The 20,798-nt window shown below is 71.6% G+C and carries 17 protein-coding genes; 11 read left to right on the top strand and 6 right to left on the bottom strand.

The window, feature by feature from the left end; genetic code table 11:
- The first annotated feature begins 78 nt into the window (after nt 1-78).
- The 6 genes from ACFY6U_RS35110 to ACFY6U_RS35085 all read left to right on the top strand — a co-directional run bounded on the left by ACFY6U_RS35110 (nt 79) and on the right by ACFY6U_RS35085 (nt 6,955).
- Nucleotides 79-1,287 carry an ROK family transcriptional regulator gene (locus ACFY6U_RS35110; RefSeq protein ID WP_390044737.1) on the top strand — a complete coding sequence of 403 codons (1,209 nt, stop codon included), beginning with the start codon at nt 79-81 and terminating at the stop codon, nt 1,285-1,287.
- Between the two features lie 150 nt (nt 1,288-1,437).
- On the top strand, nt 1,438-2,763 hold the full coding sequence (locus ACFY6U_RS35105; protein ID WP_390044735.1) for an ABC transporter substrate-binding protein: 1,326 nt from the start codon (nt 1,438-1,440) through the stop codon (nt 2,761-2,763).
- 2 nt (nt 2,764-2,765) lie between these two features.
- Nucleotides 2,766-3,764: a carbohydrate ABC transporter permease gene (locus ACFY6U_RS35100; RefSeq protein ID WP_390044733.1), complete on the top strand. Its 999-nt coding sequence runs from the start codon at nt 2,766-2,768 to the stop codon at nt 3,762-3,764.
- The gene (locus ACFY6U_RS35095; protein WP_390044731.1) at nt 3,761-4,618 is read left to right on the top strand and encodes a carbohydrate ABC transporter permease; all 858 of its coding nucleotides are present in this window, start codon (nt 3,761-3,763) and stop codon (nt 4,616-4,618) included. The genes ACFY6U_RS35100 and ACFY6U_RS35095 overlap by 4 nt, the downstream gene beginning before the upstream one ends.
- A 59-nt stretch (nt 4,619-4,677) precedes the next feature.
- Entirely contained in the window at nt 4,678-5,961 is a 1,284-nt protein-coding gene (locus ACFY6U_RS35090) for a 6-phospho-beta-glucosidase (protein WP_390044729.1), read from the top strand.
- Nucleotides 5,954-6,955 carry an N-acetylglucosamine kinase gene (locus ACFY6U_RS35085; RefSeq protein WP_390044727.1) on the top strand — a complete coding sequence of 334 codons (1,002 nt, stop codon included), beginning with the start codon at nt 5,954-5,956 and terminating at the stop codon, nt 6,953-6,955. The genes ACFY6U_RS35090 and ACFY6U_RS35085 overlap by 8 nt, the downstream gene beginning before the upstream one ends.
- Before the next feature lie 237 nt (nt 6,956-7,192).
- On the opposite strand, the gene ACFY6U_RS35080 is transcribed toward ACFY6U_RS35085, so the two are convergent.
- Nucleotides 7,193-9,115 carry a glycoside hydrolase family 5 protein gene (locus ACFY6U_RS35080; protein WP_390044726.1) on the bottom strand — a complete coding sequence of 641 codons (1,923 nt, stop codon included), beginning with the start codon at nt 9,113-9,115 and terminating at the stop codon, nt 7,193-7,195.
- A gap of 73 nt (nt 9,116-9,188) precedes the next feature.
- On the bottom strand, nt 9,189-9,893 hold the full coding sequence (locus tag ACFY6U_RS35075; RefSeq protein WP_390044724.1) for an alpha/beta fold hydrolase: 705 nt from the start codon (nt 9,891-9,893) through the stop codon (nt 9,189-9,191).
- 159 nt (nt 9,894-10,052) lie between these two features.
- Between ACFY6U_RS35075 and ACFY6U_RS35070 the strand changes: the two genes are divergently transcribed.
- Nucleotides 10,053-10,742, top strand: a complete 690-nt coding sequence (locus ACFY6U_RS35070) for a DUF6215 domain-containing protein (protein ID WP_390044723.1) — start codon at nt 10,053-10,055, stop codon at nt 10,740-10,742.
- A gap of 90 nt (nt 10,743-10,832) precedes the next feature.
- On the opposite strand, the gene ACFY6U_RS35065 is transcribed toward ACFY6U_RS35070, so the two are convergent.
- Nucleotides 10,833-11,432 (bottom strand): hypothetical protein, encoded by a 600-nt coding sequence (locus ACFY6U_RS35065; RefSeq protein WP_390044721.1) that lies wholly within the window; start codon nt 11,430-11,432, stop codon nt 10,833-10,835.
- A gap of 494 nt (nt 11,433-11,926) precedes the next feature.
- Here ACFY6U_RS35065 and ACFY6U_RS35060 point away from each other — a divergent pair, with 494 nt between their 5' ends.
- Nucleotides 11,927-12,511, top strand: coding sequence for a TetR/AcrR family transcriptional regulator (locus ACFY6U_RS35060; protein ID WP_390044719.1), 585 nt, complete (start codon nt 11,927-11,929; stop codon nt 12,509-12,511).
- A gap of 117 nt (nt 12,512-12,628) precedes the next feature.
- Nucleotides 12,629-13,093, top strand: coding sequence for a PaaI family thioesterase (locus ACFY6U_RS35055; RefSeq protein ID WP_390044717.1), 465 nt, complete (start codon nt 12,629-12,631; stop codon nt 13,091-13,093).
- Between the two features lie 81 nt (nt 13,094-13,174).
- Here ACFY6U_RS35055 and ACFY6U_RS35050 read toward each other — a convergent pair whose 3' ends face one another.
- The 3 genes from ACFY6U_RS35050 to ACFY6U_RS35040 form a co-directional block, all read right to left on the bottom strand.
- Nucleotides 13,175-15,205 carry an NAD(+) synthase gene (locus tag ACFY6U_RS35050; RefSeq protein WP_390044995.1) on the bottom strand — a complete coding sequence of 677 codons (2,031 nt, stop codon included), beginning with the start codon at nt 15,203-15,205 and terminating at the stop codon, nt 13,175-13,177.
- Between the two features lie 183 nt (nt 15,206-15,388).
- A complete protein-coding gene (locus ACFY6U_RS35045) occupies nt 15,389-16,225 on the bottom strand; it encodes a PaaX family transcriptional regulator C-terminal domain-containing protein (protein ID WP_390044715.1) in 837 nt (278 codons plus the stop codon).
- Nucleotides 16,226-16,378: 153 nt separating this feature from the next.
- A complete protein-coding gene (locus tag ACFY6U_RS35040; protein WP_390044713.1) occupies nt 16,379-17,371 on the bottom strand; it encodes a phospholipase D-like domain-containing protein in 993 nt (330 codons plus the stop codon).
- A 425-nt stretch (nt 17,372-17,796) separates the two neighbouring features.
- Between ACFY6U_RS35040 and ACFY6U_RS35035 the strand changes: the two genes are divergently transcribed.
- Nucleotides 17,797-20,181: an ATP-binding cassette domain-containing protein gene (locus tag ACFY6U_RS35035; protein WP_390044711.1), complete on the top strand. Its 2,385-nt coding sequence runs from the start codon at nt 17,797-17,799 to the stop codon at nt 20,179-20,181.
- A 91-nt stretch (nt 20,182-20,272) separates the two neighbouring features.
- Nucleotides 20,273-20,779, top strand: coding sequence for a MarR family transcriptional regulator (locus ACFY6U_RS35030; RefSeq protein ID WP_351497121.1), 507 nt, complete (start codon nt 20,273-20,275; stop codon nt 20,777-20,779).
- Nucleotides 20,780-20,798 lie beyond the last annotated feature (19 nt).

Below are 20,798 nucleotides of genomic sequence, written 5' to 3'. Positions count from 1 at the left end.
GTATAAATAAGCAACTTTCTTTCTTACAAGCGCGTGCAGGCCTTTCCCGGAGGCCGTCGATGGCGAGATGGGGGCACCGTGACCCGCCGTTATCCAGCAGGTCCGCAGGGGTTGCTGCGTTCGCTCAACGGCCGTGCCGTCCTGGAGGCGATCGACGAGGCAGGCCCCGTCACGACCACCGACCTGGCGGGCCGGATCCCGCTCTCCCGGCCGACGGTTGCCGCCGCGGTCGGCCTGCTGCTGGAGCGCGGGGTCATCACCGAGGTGGGCCCGGCGACCGGCCGCAAGGGGCCGGCACCGGCTCAGTACGGGGTGAACGCCGACTGTGCCTTCGCGATCGGCGTGGACGTCGGACACCGCAGGATCCGTGCCGCGGTCGCCGACGTCACGGGCCGGGTGCGGGCGCGCGCCGAGGCCGAGCAGCACGGGGAGCGGGGCGCCGAGGCGTTCGTCGGGCAGATCCTGCACATGTGTGTGGACCTGGCCGGACAGGTCGGACGGGAGCTCGGGGAGATCACCCAGGTCGTCGCCGGGCTGCCGGCCGCGGTCGGCCCCGACGGACGTCAACTGTCGTACACCACCGGGCTGCCCGACGCGGGGAGCGGACTGGGCGAGGCGCTCGGCCGGGCGATCCCTGTCCCCCTGGTCCTGGAGAACGACGTCAATCTCGCTGCCTTGGCCGAGCGCACCCATGGCCTCGGCACCGAGACCGACGACTTCGTCCTGGTCAGCCTCGGCGTCGGGCTCGGTCTCGGGCTGGTGGTGGACGGCAAGGTCCGGCGGGGCGCAACGGGTGTCGCGGGCGAGGCCGGCTATCTGCCCAGCGACCGCATGATCGCGCCGGTGGGGCAGCGCCGCGACCTGGTGCAGGAACACCTGGGCGCCCGCTACATCAGCGCCGAGGCCCGCCGGCTGGGCCTGCCGGGCGACGGCAGCCCGCTCACCGTCTTCGAACTGGCCCGCGCCGGCGACCCCGGCGCGCTGGAGATCGTGGACGACACCGCCCGCAGCGTCGCCTACGTGGTGGCCTGTGTCGTACCCCTGATCGACCCGGCGCTGATCGTGCTGGGCGGCGCCATCGGCGCCAACGGCGATCTGCTGCTCGAACCCGTCGCCCGCCACCTGGCCGATTTCAGTACGTTCCGGCCGCCCATCGTCGCCTCCGGGCTCGGCCAGGACGCCGTGCTCACCGGAGCGACCACCATGTCGGCGAAGCTGGCCCGCGAGGCCGCCTTCGCCGCCGCCACCACCCCCGTCCCCCAGGCCGAGCCCTCGGCTCTGTCCTGAGAGACGACGCGGCGACGCCGTCTTGCCGGACAGCGCCGCCGCTCAAGGTCACCGGGCATTGCCGTGCCCGTCGACCGACGACCGATCCGTCACCCAGGAAATCCCGTCTCCGAGGAAGGACGATCAGTGTTCAAACCTATCACCGGGGCCGTGTCCGCCACGGCCGCCGGAGTGCTGCTGCTGGCCGGCTGCACGTCCACCGGGCCCTCGTCGTCAGAACCCGACACCGCCATCTCCGCGGGCGCCTCGCACCAGCCCACCACCGTCACCGTCTGGACCTTCAACCACCTCCCCAACGAGGTGGCCGCGTTCAAGGCGACCCTGAACCGGCTGCACACCCAGTACCCGTGGCTGACCGTGAAGTTCGTGCCGAACAAGGACGACGCCGCCTACGCCAAAGCGGTCGCCGCGGGCGATCCCCCGGACGTCTTCATCAGCTCCGCGCCCGACAACGTGGCGAAGTTCTGTTACAACGGCACGGTCGCCGACATCGGCCCCTACCTCACCTCCGCCAAGATCGACACGGCGAAGACCTTCCCGGCCGCGACCCTCGCCTACACCCGCTACCAGGGCAAGCAGTGCGCGCTCCCGCTGCTGACCGACGCCTTCGCGCTCTACTACAACAAGCGGATGTTCAAGGCGGCCGGTATCACCGAGCCGCCCACCACCCTCGCCGAACTCACCGCCGACGCCAAGAAGCTGACCGTCAAGAACGCCGACGGCTCGATCAAGACGTACGGCTTCGTGCCCCGCTCCGACTACGACGTCAACCGCTACCTGTTCACCGGCGCGCACAGCGGCACCGAGTTCTACGGCAAGGACGGCAGGACCACCTTCGCCTCCGATGCCAAGTGGCAGCAACTGCTGAGCTGGGACAAGGAGTTGATCGGCTACTACGGCGAGGCGAACGTCCAGAGGTTCGTGGGCCGTTACCAGCCGCACGCCGACGACGCGGGCAACCCGCTGCTGACCGGGGCAGCGGCCATGGAGTACGACGGCGAGTGGCACGTCGGCGAGATCGCCTCGGAGAAGAAGGACTTCGACTACGGCGTGGTGCCGATGCCGGTCCTGGACGGCTCGTCGGGCACCTACGGCGCGGGCAGCACCCTCGGCACGGTCGCCTATCTGTCCGCCGGGTCGCGGCACAAGCAGGAGGCGTTCTTCGCGCTCCAGCAGCTCACCACCGACACGACCTTCCTGAACACCCTCGCGGACACGGTCTACAACATCCCGACCACGTTCGCCGCGCTCAAGGCCTGGGACAAGCGGGACGACCCGCACTGGAAGCCGTTCGTCGACGTCTTCGAGAACAAGAACTCCTCCTACAAGACGCTCACCCCGGCCGGCATCGAGGACATGGACACCTGGCGGGCGTTCCTCCTCGACTACGAGCAGGGCAAGGTGAGCAGCGCCGCGAGCGGTCTCGCCGGGGTCGGGAAGAAGATCGACGACCTCAACTCCGAGAGCGGGCAGTAGAGATGACGACCGTTCTCGCCCCCGTCGGCGAGGCCCCGGGCACCGCGCGCACGCGCGCCGCCCGGGGCGGGCGGCGGCGCGCGAGCGGGGCCCGCTGGTGGGTCGTGCTCGCCTTCCTGTCCCCGTTCGTCATCGGGTTCTGCGTCTTCGTGCTCTACCCGGTGGCCGCCACGCTCTACTACTCGCTCACCGACTTCCAGGCCGGCTCCTACCGCCCGGTGCAGTTCGTCGGACTGCGCAACTACCGCGCCCTGTTCACCCAGTCCGACACGTTCTGGACGGCCGTGCGCAACACCTTGTGGATGGTCGTCGTCATGGTGCCGCTGCGCACCGCCTGGGCCATGGTCACCGCCTGGGTGATCATCCGGGTCAAGCGCGGCCGGGCCGTGTACCGCACGCTGTTCTTCCTGCCGTCGATGGTGCCCGTGGTGGCCGCCGCCCTGTCGTTCATCGTGCTGCTCAACCCGGTCGGCCCGCTCGACCGGATGCTGAGCTGGGTGGGCATCGACGGCCCCGGCTGGTTCTCCGACCCCGCCTGGTCCAAGCCCAGCCTCGTGCTGATGGCGCTGTGGGCGAGCGGCAACGTCATGGTGATCTTCTCCGCCGCCATGCTGGACGTGCCCCGTGAGCTGTACGAGGCCGCCGAACTCGACGGTGCGGGCCCGCTGCAGAAGTTCCGCAGCGTCACCCTCCCGGCGATCTCCCCGGTGATCTTCTTCGCGCTGCTCACCGGGATGATCTACACCTTCCAGTACTTCACCGAGGCATTCGTCGCCTCCAGCTCCGCGAACGCCACCTCGTCCAGCAACGACCTGATCGGCTACCCCGCCAACTCGCTGCTGTTCTACTCGACCGAGCTGTACCGGCAGGGCTTCGCGTACTTCAAGACCGGCTACGCCTCGGCCATGGCCTGGCTGCTGTTCCTCGTCATCTTCGCGGCGACCGTGGTCTTCATCCGCGCCTCGCGCCGTTTCGTGCACTACTCGGGCGGTGGCCGATGAGCACTGTTCCCCTGACCGGGCCCCGTGCCGGGCGCCGAGCGCTGCACGTGCTCGCCGAGCACGCACCCGCCGTCGCCGTCGCGCTCTGCTTCCTGCTCCCGCTGACGATCGGTGTGCTCACCGCGTTCATGACCCAGCACCAGGCCGGCACGGGCTCGCTGTGGCCCTCGCCCTGGGAGTTCGGCAACTTCGGCGAGGTCTTCAAGGCCATGCCGTTCGGCCGCGACCTGCTCAACACCATGCTCTACGCCGGGCTGTCCACGATCGGCGTGGTCGTCTCCTCGGTGCCGGTGGCCTACGCGCTGGCCCGGCTGAAGTGGCGCGGCCGGGAGGCGGTCTTCCTGGTCGTCCTCGCCGCGATGATGATCCCGGCCCAGGTCACCAGCCTGCCGCTGTACGTCATGTACGCGCACGCCGGCTGGATCGGTACCCTCAAGCCGCTCATCGTGCCGTCGTTCTTCGGCGACGCGTTCAGCATCTTCCTGCTGCGCCAGTTCTTCCTCACGATCCCGGACGAGTTCACCGAGGCGGCCCGGGTGGACGGCGCGGGCGAACTGCGCATCCTGTGGCGGGTGCTGATCCCGATGGCCCGCCCGGCGATCGCCGCGGTCGGCCTGTTCGCCTTCCTCTACGCCTGGAACGACTTCTACAACCCGCTGCTGTACACGGGCAACAGCGACACCGGCCAGACCCTCGCGGTGGCCCTCAGCCAGCTCGCCAAGAACGGGCACCAGAACGCCTATCAACTGCAGATGGCGGCCTCGCTCATGTTCCTGCTGCCGGTCCTGGTGCTGTTCTTCCTGGCGCAGAAGGTCTTCGTCGAGGGCATCGCGCTGACCGGCGTCAAGGGCTGAGCCCTCCGGGGCCGACCTCCCGGGGCCGAGCCGCCCCCACATCTCCCACAGGAGTACGAGTGAAGATCACCGTTGTCGGCGGTGGCAGTACCTACACGCCCGAACTCATCGAGGGCTTCGCCCGGCGCGCCGACGTGCTGCCGGTCGACGAACTCGTCCTGCACGACATCGATGCGGGACGCCTCACCGTCATCGGCGGCCTGGCCCGCCGTATCCTCGCCCGCCGGGGCTTCCCCGGCCGGCTGACCATGACGACCGACCTCACCGAGGCGGTCGACGGAGCGGCCGCGGTCCTGATCCAGCTGCGGGTGGGCGGCCAGGCCGCCCGGCTGGTCGACGAGACCCTGCCGAACCGGTTCGGCCTGCTCGGCCAGGAGACCACCGGCCCCGGCGGCTTCGCCAAGGCCCTGCGCACGGTGCCGGTGGTGCTCGACATCGCGGAGGAGGTACGCCGCCGGGCGCTGCCCGGCGCCTGGATCGTCGACTTCACCAACCCGGTCGGCATCGTCACCCGAGCCCTGCTCGACGCGGGTCATCGCGCGGTCGGCCTGTGCAACGTGGCGATCAAGTTCCAGCGTCAGCTGGCCGCCCGGCTCGGCACCGACCCCGACCGGGTGCGCCTCGGCCACGCGGGCCTCAACCACCTGTCCTGGATCCGCTCGGTCACCGTCGACGGCGTGGACCGCCTGCCGGAACTGCTGGGCGGGCCCGCCCTCGACGAGCTCGCCGCGGAGATCCGCGTCCCCGCCGGGGCCCTGCGCGACCTCGGCGCGATCCCCTCCTACTACCTCCACTACTTCTACTGCACGGAACAGGAGGTCCAGGCCCAGCGAGCGGGCGGCCACCGGGCCGAGCGGGTCCTCGCCATCGAGAAGGAACTGCTCACCCTCTACGCCGACCCCGGCCTGGACCACAAGCCCGACCTGCTGGAGCAGCGCGGCGGGGCCTACTACAGCGAGGCCGCGGCCGCCCTGGTCACCAGCCTGCTCACCGGCGACGGCGCCCATCACTACGTCAACGTCCGCAACGACGGACTGCTGGCCGGGCTGCCCGACCAGGCCGTGGTCGAAGTGGCCGCCGACGTCGACGCCGACGGGCCGCACCCGGTGCCCGTGCCGCCGTTGCCGCCCGAGATGCTCGGGCTGGTCCAGGCGGTCACCGCGTACGAGACGCTGGCGATCGAGGCCGCCCTGACCGGGGACCGTGCGGTGGCCCGGAGGGCACTGGTGGCCAACCCCCTCGTCCGCGAATGGGGGCTCGCCGCCGAGCTCCTCGACGCCCTGCTGGGGGCCAACCGCGCCCGTCTGCCCCGGTTCTTCGCGAGCGAGGCCGCCGATGCCTGAGCTGGTGGTGGGCGTCGACGGCGGGAACTCCAAGACCGACCTCGTCCTCGCGGACACCGAGGGCCGGCTGCTGTCCTGGGTGCGCGGTGCGGGCACCCGCCCGCACACCGAGGGCATGGAAACCACCACCGAACGGCTCGCCCGCCTCGGCCGGCACGCGCTCGCTGAGGCGGGCCTGCAGGCCACGACCCCGGTCCAGGTCGGCGCGTACTTCCTCGCGAACGTCGACCGCCGGGCCCAGGAGCGGCTGGCGCTGGGGCAGTTGAGCGCGCTGGGCGTGGCGGATCAGGTCCTGGTCCGCAACGACACCCTCGCCGTCCTGCGGGCCGGCGCGCCGGACGGCTGGGGAGTGGCGGTGGTGTCCGGCGCAGGCATCAACGCGGCCGCCGTCCACCCTGACGGCCGCACGGCCCGGTTCCTGTCCCTCGGCGACATCACCGGAGACTGGGGCGGCGGGCTCGCGGTGGCCCGGGCCGGCCTGGGCGCGGCGGTGCGCGCGGGCGACGGACGCGGGCCGGCCACCCGGCTCCGCAAGGAGCTGCCGGCACGCTTCGGCCTGGACAGCGTGGAGGCCGTCGCGCTGGCCGTGAGCGCCGGTGAGCTCCCGGTGACAGCCCTGCACGGCCTGGCGCCCGTGGTCTTCGCGACCGCCGAGAGCGGCGACGCCGTGGCACGGGGCATCGTGGAACGCCTCGGCGACGAGATCGTCGCCATGGTCACCGCGCTGCTCCGCCGCCTGCGACTGCTGCGCACCCCGACCCCGGTGGTCCTGGGCGGCGGCACCCTCCAGAACGACCAGCTGCTGCTCCGGGACCACATCGGCGCCCGCCTGGCCGACGAGGCCCCGCTGGCCCGCCCCCGGGTCCTCGACGTGGCCCCGGTCGCGGGCGCGGTGGCGCAGGCACTGGTGACCGCCGACGCCCCCACCGACGCGCAGGACCGCCTCCGCAAGACCATCGCCGCCCGAAGACCACCGGCCGTCTGCGCCGACTGACCGCCCGGCAAGCGGGAGGCGAGCCGTCCTGGCCGTGCCCGCAGCGGCGGCCGGCAGCCTTGCCGTCGTCGGACGGCTGTTGCTTGCCCCATGACCGCCGCGCACGCGGGCACGGACACGACGGGCGGTGCCAACCGGCGGCGCTTCGGCTGCGTTGACCGCTCTCGCCCCAGCAGTCGCGGACCCGTGCGTCCTTCGAAGCGCCACCGGACAACCTCGCCGGAACAGGACCTTCTTTCAGGACGGCAGCGGGACGCACAGCACGGCGGCCGGCCCCTGGGCGCTGCCCACCCGGGTGGTGAAGGCGACGCCCGCGATGAACTCGCCTGCGGCACACTGGCCCTTGTAGGCGCCGTACGCGAAGTCGTCGCCCGCTCCGTCGGCGGGCCGGTTGTCGGAGCGGTCGAACCACACGGTCCGGCCGCTCGCGCCCAGCGCGGCGGACGCGGGTGCGCACAGCACCGCTGACACCCGCTCCCCGCGGCGGCTGTAGCCGATGACGAACTGTCCCGCCGGGCACTGCAGTTTGGTGTAGCCGGACGCCCAGTCGCCGCCCGCCGGGAGGTACCGTTCGTCCGTGACCACCGTCTGGGCGCTGCCCGTGGCGCGCAGGTCGCCGGCGGTCGCGTCGGTGCACAGACCGCGGCCGCCGGAGTGCGCGAGACCGATCAGCCGCAGCCCGTCCGGGCAGACCGCCTTGTAGGCGCCAGAGTCCCAGTCGCCGCCCGCCCGAACGCGCAGGGACTCCACCTGGTCGCCGTGGTCCGTGGACAGCATGCGCCAGGTCGTCCCCGGCTCGACGTACCCGGTGCGGCCGGCGGAGCTCATGAGGTGGTTCCAGGCGGTGACCCGCCAGTCGCCTCCGTCCAGGATGCCGGACCGGTGCCCGGAGCTGTCGTAGCTCAGCAGCGCCCAGTCGTCGTGGCCCGCCCAGCCGACCAGCGGCCAGTAGGCGAAGTCGGCGTCCTGGTCGGCGAAGTAGTCGGTGATGTTGCCGAACCAGGTGCGGGCGGCCGTGCCCGTCTCGTTCGCACCGATGCCGAACTCGCTGATCCAGACCGGCGCCGTGTAGTGCTTCCCCTGGGTGGTGACGAAGAAGGCCTCGTCGGCGAGGGCCTGGTACAGCTCGTCGCGGGTCAGGTCCTGGTAGCGGGGGTCGCTGGTCTCGCCGATGCCGGTGGCGCCGCTGTGACGGGGGCCGGTGTAGCCGTAGAAGTGGGCCGAGTAGACCAGCTTGTGGGCGTCGACGAGGGTGTGGGAGAGGGTGCGGACGGGGGTGAGCATGGGGCGGCCGTGGGGGAGTCCGTCGACCGGCAGGCCGGTCCAGTTGATGCCTTCGACGACGATGAGTAGGTTCGGGTTCGCCTCGGTGAGGATGCGGTCGCCGGCGAGCTGGGCGGCCGCGTACCAGTCGTGGCCGTCGCCCAGGCCCCAGTTGGGGTCGTCGAGCACGTCCCGGCGTACCTCGTTGTAGAGATCGGCGCCCACGACACGGGAGTTCGCGGCGTAACGGCGGGCCATGAAGACCCAGTCGTCGGCCCACTGCTGGGTCGACTGGCTGCTGTTCCAGCGCTCGTTGCCGTCGACTCCGCAGCACCAACGGGAGGTGTTGGTGTGGTTGTTGAGGATGACGGCGAAGCCCGCCCCGGTGAGGGCGGTCACGACGGCGTCGTAGACCTTCAGCGGGGTCCTGCCGCGCAGCTGCGGATTGGCGGTGACCGCGGCGTCCGGCACCGGGGTCGTCGTGTGGATCATCTCGTTCGAGAACGGCAGCCGGATGCTGTTGATGCCGAGTGCCTGGAAGTCCGAGACGAGCTGGGACAGGGGCGCGCGGTCCAGGCCGAGGGGGATGCCGTAGGAGTCCTGGCCGGCGTGGTGGTTCGCGGGATCGGCGCTGCTGCCGCTGCCCGTCCAGGAGCCCTGTGCGCCGTCCCAGTTGGCGGCCTTGAGGCGGAAGCGATTGCCGGCGGCGTCGACGATGTAGCGGCCCCGGGTGGACAGCGGGGGCTGCCAGGTGCCGGTGGCCGGTGCCTGCGCGGCGGACTGTGCGGACTGCGCGGACTGCGGTCCGGCAGCGGCCGGGGCGGTGCCGGAGAGGGCGAGAACCAGGAGCGTGACTGTCAGGTACGTGACAATCCGGAACGGTCGTGCGATCGGCATCGGCAGTCCTCTGGGTGGATGTCCCGTGCGGGTGGATGTCCCAAGGGGGCGAGGCACCCTACCAGGGCGCGGATCAGCGCAGAAGCGGCCCGTCCGCCGCGCAGGCCTCGGCCGTCCATCCGTCGAGGTCGCGTTCGGGGCGCAGCAACCGCCTGATGGCGGCCGCCGAGGCGCGGTGCCAGTCACGGCTGCGGCGGAGCATCGCGTGCTCGCCGCCTCTGAGCAGCACCATCCCCGCCTGCGCACCGGCGCCGCGGGCCTGCCGTACGTACGCGGCCGAGTCCGAGGGAGCTGTGGTCCGGTCACGGTCCCCGTGCAGGACGACGATCCTCGTCCCGGTGAGATCGTCGACCGGGTCGCCGGACGGGCACCAGGGGGCCAGCGCGAGCACCCCGCGCACCGCGGGATCGGCCGCCGCGCGCAGCGCCGCCCGGCCGCCCATGGAGTGGCCGACCAGCACCACGGACGCGTCGCCGGCCAGACCACGCAGCTCGTCGAGCGCACGCAGCGTGTCCTGGAGCGGGTCGGCGGCGTCGTTCCAGCCCTGATAGCGGTAACGCACCTGACCGATCAGCACGTCACGGGGCGAGGAGACCGAGGCGGCGGCACTGACGAACGGGCGCATGCGCAGCGCGGCCGGCTGCCAGGAGCGCGCCGGGCGGAGTCCGTTCTCCTGCCCGCCGTGCAGGACGAGCACCGCGGCACGGGTCTGCTCCCGCGGCCTGCGACGCACCACCAGCGCGCTCCCGCCCGCCTCGACGACCCGTCCGTCGGTCACCGCGTCCCCCCTGCTTCCTCCGGCTTGCAGCGTGCTCCCGCCATCAAACACTCCCGGAGGAATCCCCTGCCACCGAGAGGCATGTGCGGCGCGTGCCTTCCCCGTGAACATCAGTTAGGCTCCACCGCGCACAGGGGACGCACAGCGGGGGTGGGGGACATGACCGAGGGCTTCGCCGAGCCCGAAAAGGACGGCAGACCGGGGCTTCAGGCCCTCGCGGCAGTGGCGTTGTTCGCCGTCGTGGTGGGCGCTCTGTGGGCGCAGAAGGAGTTCGTCCACCCGAAGGACACGGCGAGCGAGCCGGCCGCCTGCTCGAAGCCGGACGACCACCTGCCGGCCCGCTATGTCTCCGGTGGCCGGTTGTGCAGGGCGCTCAACCGCCCGGACCTGCCCGCCCTGTTGGGGACCTCGCACGAGCACGCCGAGACCGCCGACGGCAGCGGGGAGTGGCTCACGCTCGCCGGGGGCACGAAGATCGCCGAACCCGAGGCGACGGTGACCCTGGAGACGTACTCCGTGAAGCTGACGGCGTCGTACGACCACATGACCGTCTCCACGGCGGGCGACCTGATGGGCGACGCCCGCAGGACGACCGTCCTCGGGCACCCCGCCGTCCTCTACTCCAGCCCGACCATCTCCATCGGATTCAACCTCGGTGGCGGCAAGGCGAGCACGGGCCCCGGCGGCACCGCGCGGTGCCTCCTGGTCTCCAAGCACGGCAGGGACGACGGCGGGGGCACGTTCGAGGTCGCGCTCTGGCGGCAGGACGACGTACCCCCGGACGACACCGCCCTGGTCCGGGTCGCGGAGCAGGTCCTGCCGACCGTCCCCGGCTGGAACGGGCACTGACGGTCTCGGGAGGGAGCGGGCGCGCCGCCGGGCCGCCCGGATCTCGGGGCGGCCCGGCGGCGGAGGCCGCACCGACGCCGTGTCAGGTCCTCACGGCGCGACGGTCGTCGTGGAGACGAGGCTGCCCGTCGAGGGCAGCGACGGCAGCGCGGGTACGGCGCCGAGCAGGCCGGTGACCGCGTCGAGAATGGGGGCCAGCAGCCCGGTGACGGCGCCCAGCACCCCGCCGAGGTCGAGCGAGGTCAGCGAGCCGAGCAGGCTGTCGACAGCGGCCTGGATCGCGTTCACCAGGTCCGAGACGGGGTCGGCGGCCCGGTGCGCGCGGTCGGTGGCGCCCGCGTCCAGGCGCCGCAGCCGCTCCTGGACCGTGTTGCTCCACTCCTGCAGCGCCTTCGCATAGGCGGCGGCCTGCGCCGGGGCGATGGGCGTGCCCTCCGTCGCGGCGAGACCGGGCAGCGCGTCCAGCAGGGGTGTCAGGGCACGGTCGTACTTGGTCGAGTCGATCGCGTCGATCCGGTCGAGGAGCGTGGCGAGGTCGGTGCCGGGCCGCGGAGCCGTCTGCGCGACACCGGGTTCCGTCGCTTCTCGGCCGGCGTCGGCGGCGGCAGCGGAGGCGGCCGCCGGGCCGAGAACCAGGGCGGCACAGACCAGGGGGGAGACGAGGAGGCCGCGGGAGGCTAGGGCGCGCATGGGGTTCCTTTCGAGAACTGCTGTCTTTCGCCCACCGTGGAAAGCGGGGTGCGGCCCCGCAACCGGTCACCCCCCGTGCCGCGCGGCGACCATGCCAAGGCGAACGCTCTGACCAGGTGGTTTGCCCCGGTACCGGGCGCCGTCCGGATGTTCGGCCGTCAGAGTGCGCCGGGCCGCCGGCGCGGGCCGCACGCGCGAAGAGCCCCGTCCCTGATTCGTCAGGGACGGGGCTCTTCGCGCGGAGCGCCGGGCAGGCCTTGCACCTGCATTTCCCCGCAGGAAGCGGGGCGTCTTTCCTTGGACCACCAACGCGTCGCGTGCCACCCGGAACTGGGTGCCTCGCTCAAGATCAAGCCTACCCCGGCCGGGGTGCCGGCCCCGAACCGGGCCGGGTGCTCCTCGTCTCCACTCTTGCATGTTCTATGGCACACACCATAAGTTACTCTTGCGTAGGGACGTGATGTGTCTCCACGGGAACGAAGGGCGGTGGTCGCATGAGTCCGCGCAGGAGCGACAGCCGGGAACGGATGCTGCGTGGCGCCGCCGACCTGCTGCGCGAGTACGGAGCCGGAGCCACCAGCATCGACCGGGTCCTCGCACGCACCGGCGCTCCCCGGGGCTCCGTCTACCACCACTTCCCCGGCGGCCGTGCACAGCTGGTCGAGGAGGCGGTGAACCGGTCCGGCGACCGCATGGCGAGGCGGATCGACGCGGCCATGGAGGCCGACGACCCCGTGGCGGCGGTCGACTCCTTCGTCGCACTGTGGCGGGAGCGGCTGACGGAGAGCGGCTACCGCGTCGGCTGCCCGGTCGTGGCCGTGGCCGCGGAGACCAACGACGAGGCACCCCAGCTGGCCCGCTCGGCCGCCGCCGTCTTCGCCCGCTGGCAGCAGGCACTGGCCGCGCACTTCTGCCGGCACGGTCTCCCGCAGCCGCGCAGCACCCGGCTGGCCGCCTTCGTCATCGCCGCCCTCGAAGGCGCCGTGATCATGTGCCGTGCCGAGCAGACCACCGCACCGCTGGACGCGGCCGCCGCCGAACTGCGCGACCTGCTGACCCACGCCTTCAGCGACCGGTGACGACCTGCCGACCCACGCCTGCCACCACCGGTGACGACACCTGACGACCACTGCGGCCCGCTGCCCGGAGAGCGGCGGACCGGCCCGCACCGCCACCAGCACACCGAGGAGCCACCCGTGTCCACCACCGACCTCGCCGCCCTGTCCGGCCTCGAACTGATGCACTGGATACAGTCCGCGCGGCCGACCGACACCGTGCCCCCTTCGATCGGCAGGCTGCTCGGCATGCGCTTCGACGAGGTGGAGTACGGCCGTATGGTCATGTCGCTCGACACCCGCCCCGACTTCGCCAACCCCCTCGGCACCGTCCACGGCGGCATCGCGGCCACCCTCCTCGACTCCGTGATGGGCTGCGCCGTCCACAGCACCCTGCCCGCAGGCGTCGGCTACACCACCCTCGAACTCAAGGTCAACTACATCCGCGCCGCCCACACCGGAGGCCAGACCCTCAGGGCCGAGGGGAACGTCATCCATGTCGGCCGCACCACCGCCACGGCCGAAGGAAAGGTGCTCGACGAGCGCGGGAAACTGATCGCCCACGCGACCACCACCTGCCTCGTCATGCGACCGGCCGGCGACTGACGGCGGACCGGACCCACGCGCGGAGCCCCGCACCCGGCGGATCGGGTGCGGGGCTCCGCGCGTGGCAGGCCGATCCGGCGGCTACTCGGGGACGCGGGCCAGGTCGTGCAGCCAGGCCTTCGCCGAACTGTCCGACGGAGCACGCCAGTCGCCGCGCGGGGAGAGCGAACCGCCCGCCGAGACCTTCGGTCCGTTCGGCATCGCCGAGCGCTTGAACTGGGCGAAGGCGAAGAAGCGGCGGCAGAAGTAGTCGAGCCAGTGCCGGATCTCCGCCAGGTCGTACGCCTTGCGCTCGCCCTCGGGGAAGCCGGGCGGCCAGGCGCCCGCCTTCCGGTCGTGCCAGGCGTGCCAGGCCAGGAAGGCGATCTTCGACGGCCGGAACCCGTGCCGCAGCACCTGGTAGAGGGTGAAGTCGTGCAGCGCGTACGGGCCGATCTTCGACTCGGTGGACTGCAGTTCCTCACCCGGCACCAGCTCCGGGCTGATCTCGGTGTCGAGGATCGCCGCGAGGGTCCTGCCGGTCTCCGCGTCGAACTGCTCGCTGCTGATGACCCAGCGGATCAGGTGCTGGATCAGCGTCTTCGGCACCCCGGAGTTGACGTTGTAGTGGCTCATCTGGTCGCCGACGCCGTACGTCGACCAGCCCAGCGCCAGCTCCGACAGGTCCCCGGTGCCGAGGACGATGCCACCGCGCTGGTTGGCCAGCCGGAACAGGTAGTCGGTGCGCAGCCCGGCCTGCACGTTCTCGAAGGTCACGTCGTAGACCGGCTCGCCGGCGGCGAACGGGTGGCCCATCTCCTCCAGCATCAGCCGCGCGGTCGGCGTGATGTCCAGCTCGGCCGCCGTCACGCCGAGCGAGTTCATCAGCCGGTGGGCGTTGCCCTTGGTGTGCTCGCCGGTCGCGAAGCCCGGCAGGGTGAAGGCCAGGATGTCGCTGCGCGGGCGGCCCGCGCGGTCCATGGCACGGGCGGCGACGATCAGCGCGTGCGTGGAGTCGAGGCCGCCGGACACGCCGATGACGATCTTCGGGCCGCCGATCGCCGCCAGCCGCTGCTGGAGCGCGGCGACCTGGATGTTGTACGCCTCGTAGCAGTCCTGGGCCAGCCGCTGCGGGTCGGCCGGGACGAAGGGGAAGCGCTCCACCCGGCGCCGCAGCCCGAGGTCGGCCGCCGGCGGGTCGAGCCGGAAGACAACGGTCCGGAAGCCGCCGGCGCGGGCCGCGTGGGTACGGCGGTTGTCGTCGAACGAGCCCATCCGGGCCCGCTCCTGCCGCAGCAGGTCCAGGTCGACGTCGGCCACCGCGTACTGGTCGTCGAGCGGGAACCGGTCCGTCTCGGCCAGCAGCGCGCCGTTCTCGTAGATCATGGTCTGGCCGTCCCAGGACAGGTCCGTCGACGACTCGCCGAGCCCGGCCGCCGCGTAGACGTACGCGGCGAGGCAGCGCTGCGACGCGGAGCGGCACAGCAGCTTCCGGTCCTCCGCGCGGCCGACCGTGATGGGGCTGCCGGAGAGGTTGACCAGCACGGTCGCGCCGGCCAGCGCCGCCTCCGCGCTCGGCGGCACCGGCACCCACATGTCCTCACAGATCTCGGCGTGCAGCACGAGACCGGGGACGTCCTCCGCCTCGAAGAGCAGGTCCACCCCGAACGGCACCCTCTCGCCGCCGATCCGGATGGTGCCGCCCCGCTCGTCGTCGCCGGCGGCGATCTGGCGCCGCTCGTAGAACTCCCGGTAGTTCGGCGGGTACGACTTGGGCGCGACCCCGAGGATCCGGCCGCGGTGCACGAAGACCGCGCAGTTGTAGACGCGGTTGCGGTGCCGCAGCGGGGCGCCGACGACGAGGACCGGCAGCAGCCCGGCGGAACCGGCCCGCACCGCCTCGACGGCTTCCTCGACCTGGTCGAGCACCGCGTCCTGGAGCAGCAGGTCCTCGATCGAGTAACCGGTCAGGCCGAGCTCCGGGAAGACCGCCACCGCGACGCCCTCCTCGGCGCAACGGCGGGCCTGTCGCAGCACCGCGTCGGCGTTGGCGCGCGGGTCGGCGATGACGGTGTGGCCCGTGCACGAGGCGACGCGCGCGAAACCATGCTCATAGATCGACCAGAAGTTCAACGGGGCTTCCTCGGGAGAGACGGACACGGTGCGGATGCCGGACAGGGAGCGTCGCCGTACCCCGGCACCCTCTCCATCGACGGTCTGGCGAACCACCTGCCCCCAGCAGCATAGATCGCCGCGCCATCCGGGCTGATCAGGGATTCCGCGCAGACCGCGCGCCCGTTCTCCGCACACGGCGGGTCACAGGGGCGTGGTCTCCAGCAGGGCCGCGGCCATCCGGCGGGCCGGGGCCTCAGTCTCGGCCGCGAGGTGGTGGAACGCCGTCTCCGCCTCGTGGGCCGGCCAGTCGGCGGGCAGGTGCCGGACCGGCAGCCGGGGATCGGTGCGGATGATGCCCAGCCACTCGCTGACCAGCCGCAGCCGGGTGACCACGGCGTCGTCATCCGGGCCGGCCCGCCAGGCCTCCCAGCGGGTGCGGAAGTCCTCGTACCGGGCCGCGACGGACTCCAGGTCCCAGGTGTCGCGGATCATGAGGTCGATGTCCGTGGCCTCGTCGGCCAGCGCGTGGAAGATCTTCACGTGGGCGGAGAGCCCGAGTTCGGCGACGACGCCGGAGACGTCCACCCGGCCGGGCGCGATCCACAGGCCGCTGTAGAGCGGACCGAACCCCGACCAGCCGAGCTGGGAGCGCAGATCGTGCCGCTGGCGCTGCCAGGACTCCGGCAGCGAGAACCCCAGCAGGGTCCAGGATCCGTCCCAGTCGTCGTTGACGGCGCCCGTCTCCCAGATGCGGCGCCGGCCGTCATGGAGGATCTCTGTGGCCGACGGCGTCAGGCCGAAGTACATCTTGCGGCCCTGCCGTTGGCGTTGCAGCAGGTTCCGGTTGACCATGCGGGTCAGCGTGGAGCGTACGGCCTGCTCGCCGACGCCCGCCCGGCCCAGGACCGTGATGATGCTGCCCGAGTAGACGGCCAGCGGGCCCTGCTCCAGTACGTGGTTGCCGAAGAAGGCGAGCAGGAGCGACTGCGGCCGGGGCTGCGGGGCGTCCAGGGGGTCCGGGGCGATCTCGGCGTTCACGTGCGCAAGATTACGGCCAGGTGGCGGACGTACAGGGCGTGGGTGGCCTGCCGAACAGCGGCCGACCGGCACCGGGCTCCGTGCCGCACCACGGGCGGTGCCCGCCCCGGCCGTGGTGCGGCACGGCCGGGGCGGGCCGGCGGAATCCGGTCGCTACGCGGCTGTGCCGCCCGAGTAGTCGCTGTTGAACGTGGTCTCGACGGTCGTGGCCACCGACTGCGCCACCCCGGTGCCCGTGAGGATGATGCCCAGCTCACGGTTGTTGGAGAGGGAGTTGCTGCTGATGTTCATGGAGCCGGCCTCCACCTCCTGGGTGGACAGGCCGTAGTCGGCGACCATGGCCTTGGCGTGGATGTAGAAGCCGTTGGGGTCGGAGTAGCCGACGACCGTGCCGCCGGCGGCCTTCACCGCGGAGACCTCGCTGGAGTAGTCGCCGGGCGTCTCCAGCACGACCCGCACCTTCACGCCCGCCTTGGCCCTCGCCACGATGGCGTTGACCACCGTGCTGTCGCTGAACTCCAGTTCCTCGACGTCGAGCGTCTTGGTGGCGGCGTTGACCACGGTCAGCAGGCGGCTGCGCGAGTCGGTGGGGGACCAGAGCAGGTGGTCGCCGTCGGTGGGGGTGACGGAGGTTCCGGCGTAGTCGGCGTTGAAGACCTTCTCGATCGCCGCGACGTCCCTGGTGTCGTCGGTGAAGACGCCGTAGTCCCGGCCGGTCGAGTAGTACTGGGAGGTCAGGTTGCCGGTCAGGACGAGCGACTTGGTGCCGTCGACCGTGATGGTCTTCTGGTGCGTGTAGACGAAGCTGGACGGCGACCAGACCACACCCACGCCCGCGTTCGTGAGGGAGGTGTAGGCGGAGTTGTTGGCGCTCTTGTGCGCCTGGTCCAGGACGACCCGCACGGTGACGCCCTTGTTCTCCAGGGCTATGAGGTCGTTGACGGCCGTGGTGTCCTCCAGCTCGTACATCGTCATGTCGAGCGAGCTGGTGGCCGAGTTGATGAAGTCGTAGATCGTGGGCTCGCTGCTGCTGAGCGAGAAGGCGAACGCGGAGTAGCTCGCGGCGTTCGCGGGGACCGCGGTGGTGACCACGGCCGCAGTGGCCGCCAGGGCGACACCCGCGCGAACGAGAAGCTTCGACAGCATGTGCGTGACTCCTAGTCGAGTAGACGCTCACGTGGGGGGTGGGTGAGCGTGGGCATGACACCACGCGCGTAGACTGTCGAGGAAGAGAAGCCGGGTGAACTCACCGTTACCTGTGGGGCGTACGGGCGGACATAGCGGACTCGGCGCAGGTGGGGGCCGGTTCATGGGTGTCCCGCGAGAACGCAAAATCTTCGTAGCCGCTCGCGCTCGACCCGTCTGCCCGCGTCATCGTCCCCAGCGGGTGTCGATCACCCGGTGGTTCGGCTGAGCCCCCGCGCATCCGCCGGGCAGCGGGCGGGGCAACCGGGCGTCGCCCCCGGTGCACGCGAACCGGTCAGGAATGGAGAAGCATTAGGCTTCTGACCCCGGCTAGCGTGGCGGCGATCGACCAGGACCCCGCGCAGCAGACGGAGACGGGTTTGAGCATGGCCACAGAGACCGAGAAGACGACGTCCACGCCGCACGTGGCCGACAGCCACGGCCTGATCCGCGTACACGGCGCGCGGGAGAACAACCTCAAGGACGTCAGCATCGAGATCCCGAAGCGCCGGCTGACGGTCTTCACCGGAGTCTCCGGCTCGGGCAAGAGCTCGCTGGTGTTCGACACCATCGCCGCCGAGTCGCAGCGGCTGATCAACGAGACCTACCCCGCCTTCGTCCAGGGCTTCATGCCCAACCTGGCCCGCCCCGAGGTCGACGTCCTCGAAGGACTGACCACCGCGATCATCGTCGACCAGCAGCGGATGGGCGGCGACCCGCGCTCCACCGTCGGCACCGCCACCGACGCCAACGCCCTGCTGCGCATCCTCTTCAGCCGCCTCGGCAAGCCGCACATCGGCTCGCCCAAGGCGTTCTCCTTCAACATCGCCTCCATCAGCGGGGCCGGCGCCGTCACCGTCGAACGCGCCGGCCAGAGGGTGAAGGAGCGGCGCAGCTTCAGCATCACCGGCGGCATGTGCCCGCGCTGCGAGGGCCGGGGCGCCGTCACCGACCTCGACCTCGCCCAGCTCTACGACGAGACCCTGTCCCTCAGCGAGGGCGCGATCACCGTCCCCGGCTACAAGGGCGGCGGCTGGAACTCCCGCCTCTACATCGAGTCCGGCTTCTTCGACCCGGACAAGCCCGTCAGCAAGTTCACCAAGAAGGAGCTGCAGGACTTCCTGTACCGCGAGCCGACCCGGATGAAGATCGCGGGCATCAACATGACCTACGAAGGTCTGATCCCGCGCATCCAGAAGTCGATGCTCTCCAAGGACAAGGAGTCGATGCAGCCGCACATCCGCGAGTTCGTGGAGCGCGCGGTCACCTTCGCCACCTGCCCCGACTGCGACGGAACCCGGCTCAGCGAGGGCGCCCGCTCCTCGAAGATCGACGGGATCAGCATCGCCGACGCCTGCGCGATGCAGATCAGCGACCTGGCGGCCTGGGTGCGCGGCCTCGACGAACCGTCGGTGGCACCGCTCCTCGCCACGCTCCGGCACACCCTCGAATCGTTCGTGGAGATCGGCCTCGGCTATCTCTCCCTCGACCGCCCCGCCGGCACCCTCTCCGGCGGCGAGGCCCAGCGCACCAAGATGATCCGCCACCTCGGCTCCTCGCTCACCGACGTCACCTACGTCTTCGACGAGCCCACCACCGGCCTGCACCCGCACGACATCCAGCGCATGAACGGCCTGCTGCTGCGGCTGCGCGACAAGGGCAACACGGTCCTCGTCGTGGAGCACAAGCCGGAGGTCATCGCCATCGCCGACCACGTCGTCGACCTCGGCCCCGGCGCCGGGGCGGGGGGCGGCACGGTCTGCTTCGAGGGCACCGTCGAGGCCCTGCGCACCGGCGGCACCATCACCGGCCGCCACTTCGACGACCGGGCCGCCCTCAAGGACACGGTCCGCAAGCCCACCGGCACGCTGGAGATCCGCGGCGCGAGCACCCACAACCTCCAGGGCGTCGACGTCGACATCCCGCTCGGCGTCCTCGCCGTCGTGACCGGTGTCGCGGGCTCCGGCAAGAGCTCCCTGGTGCACGGCTCGATCCCGGCCGGCGCCGGGGTGATCTCCGTCGACCAGGGCGCCATCCGCGGCTCCCGGCGCAGCAACCCGGCGACGTACACCGGACTGCTCGACCCGATCCGCAAGGCCTTCGCCAAGGAGAACGGCGTCAAGCCGGCCCTCTTCAGCTCGAACTCCGAGGGCGCCTGCCCCACCTGCAACGGCGCCGGCGTGATCTACACCGACCTGGCGATGATGGCCGGCGTGGCCACCACCTGCGAGGACTGCGACGGGAAGCGGTTCGAGGCGTCCGTCCTCGACTACCGCCTCGGCGGCCGGGACATCAGCGAGGTGCTCGCGATGCCGGTGACCGAGGCCGAGGAGTTCTTCGCCGCGGGCGAGGCGCACACCCCGGCCGCCCACCGCATCCTCCAGCGGCTCACGGACGTCGGCCTCGGCTACCTCACCATCGGCCAGCCCCTCACCACCCTGTCCGGCGGCGAGCGCCAGCGCCTCAAGCTGGCCACGCACATGGCCGACAAGGGCGGCGTGTACGTCCTCGACGAGCCGACCGCGGGCCTGCACCTCGCCGACGTCGAGCAGCTTCTCGGACTGCTGGACCGGCTGGTCGACACCGGCAAGTCGGTCATCGTCGTCGAGCACCACCAGGCGGTCATGGCCCACGCCGACTGGATCATCGACCTCGGCCCGGGCGCCGGCCACGACGGCGGCCGGATCGTCTTCGAGGGCACCCCGGCCGACCTGGTGGCGGCCCGCTCCACGCTCACCGCGCAGCACCTTGCGGAGTACGTCGGAGCCTGACCCGGGCCGCCCCGAGGAGACGGGATCCCCTCGGGGCGGACCGCCCCGCGCGAGGTTTGAATGCTCAAACGTTGATGGTTAGGCTGCGCCCATGACCACGACGCCACGCTGGCTGAACCCCGAGGAACGACGGGCGTGGCTCGCCTACGTCCAGTTCTCCACGCACCTGTCGGACCACCTGAACCGCCAGCTGCGGCGCGACGCGGGGATGACCCACGCCGACTACACACTCCTCGCCAATCTGTCCTCGGTCGAGGACCACAGCCTGACCATGTCCGAGCTGGCCGAACGACTGAAGATCACCCGGAGCCGGCTCACCCACGCCGTGACCCGCCTCCAGGAGGCGGGCTACGTCGACCGCCGCGAGGACCCCGTCAACCGCCGCAACCAGCACGCCGTCCTCACCACGGCCGGCATGAGCCTCCTGGAGCGTGCGGCCCCCGGCCATGTCGAGGCGGTACGCCGAGCCGTCTTCGACGCCCTCACCCCCGAGCAGGTCACCCAGTTCGCCGAGATCGGCGAGGCCGTCAACGCCGCCCTGCAACGCATGGACGCCGACAGCGGCGAACAGGAGGCACTGCCCTGGCGGCGCCGCTGACGCCGCGCCCACCGCTCCA

This window comes from Streptomyces sp. NPDC013157 (assembly GCF_042899865.1).
Classification (GTDB): Bacteria; Actinomycetota; Actinomycetes; order Streptomycetales; family Streptomycetaceae; genus Streptomyces.
The sequence above is the reverse complement of the archived record's forward strand: the minus strand, read 5'-3'. Positions and strand labels throughout refer to the sequence as shown.

Coding starts and splice junctions, on each gene's coding strand:
- ACFY6U_RS35100 (WP_390044733.1), top strand. CDS start 2,766: ATGACGACCGTTCTCGCCCCCGTCGGCGAGGCCCCGGGCACCGCGCGC.
- ACFY6U_RS35095 (WP_390044731.1), top strand. CDS start 3,761: ATGAGCACTGTTCCCCTGACCGGGCCCCGTGCCGGGCGCCGAGCGCTG.
- ACFY6U_RS35085 (WP_390044727.1), top strand. CDS start 5,954: ATGCCTGAGCTGGTGGTGGGCGTCGACGGCGGGAACTCCAAGACCGAC.
- ACFY6U_RS35080 (WP_390044726.1), bottom strand. CDS start 9,115: ATGCCGATCGCACGACCGTTCCGGATTGTCACGTACCTGACAGTCACG.
- ACFY6U_RS35070 (WP_390044723.1), top strand. CDS start 10,053: ATGACCGAGGGCTTCGCCGAGCCCGAAAAGGACGGCAGACCGGGGCTT.
- ACFY6U_RS35065 (WP_390044721.1), bottom strand. CDS start 11,432: ATGCGCGCCCTAGCCTCCCGCGGCCTCCTCGTCTCCCCCCTGGTCTGT.
- ACFY6U_RS35060 (WP_390044719.1), top strand. CDS start 11,927: ATGAGTCCGCGCAGGAGCGACAGCCGGGAACGGATGCTGCGTGGCGCC.
- ACFY6U_RS35040 (WP_390044713.1), bottom strand. CDS start 17,371: ATGCTGTCGAAGCTTCTCGTTCGCGCGGGTGTCGCCCTGGCGGCCACT.
- ACFY6U_RS35035 (WP_390044711.1), top strand. CDS start 17,797: ATGGCCACAGAGACCGAGAAGACGACGTCCACGCCGCACGTGGCCGAC.
- ACFY6U_RS35030 (WP_351497121.1), top strand. CDS start 20,273: ATGACCACGACGCCACGCTGGCTGAACCCCGAGGAACGACGGGCGTGG.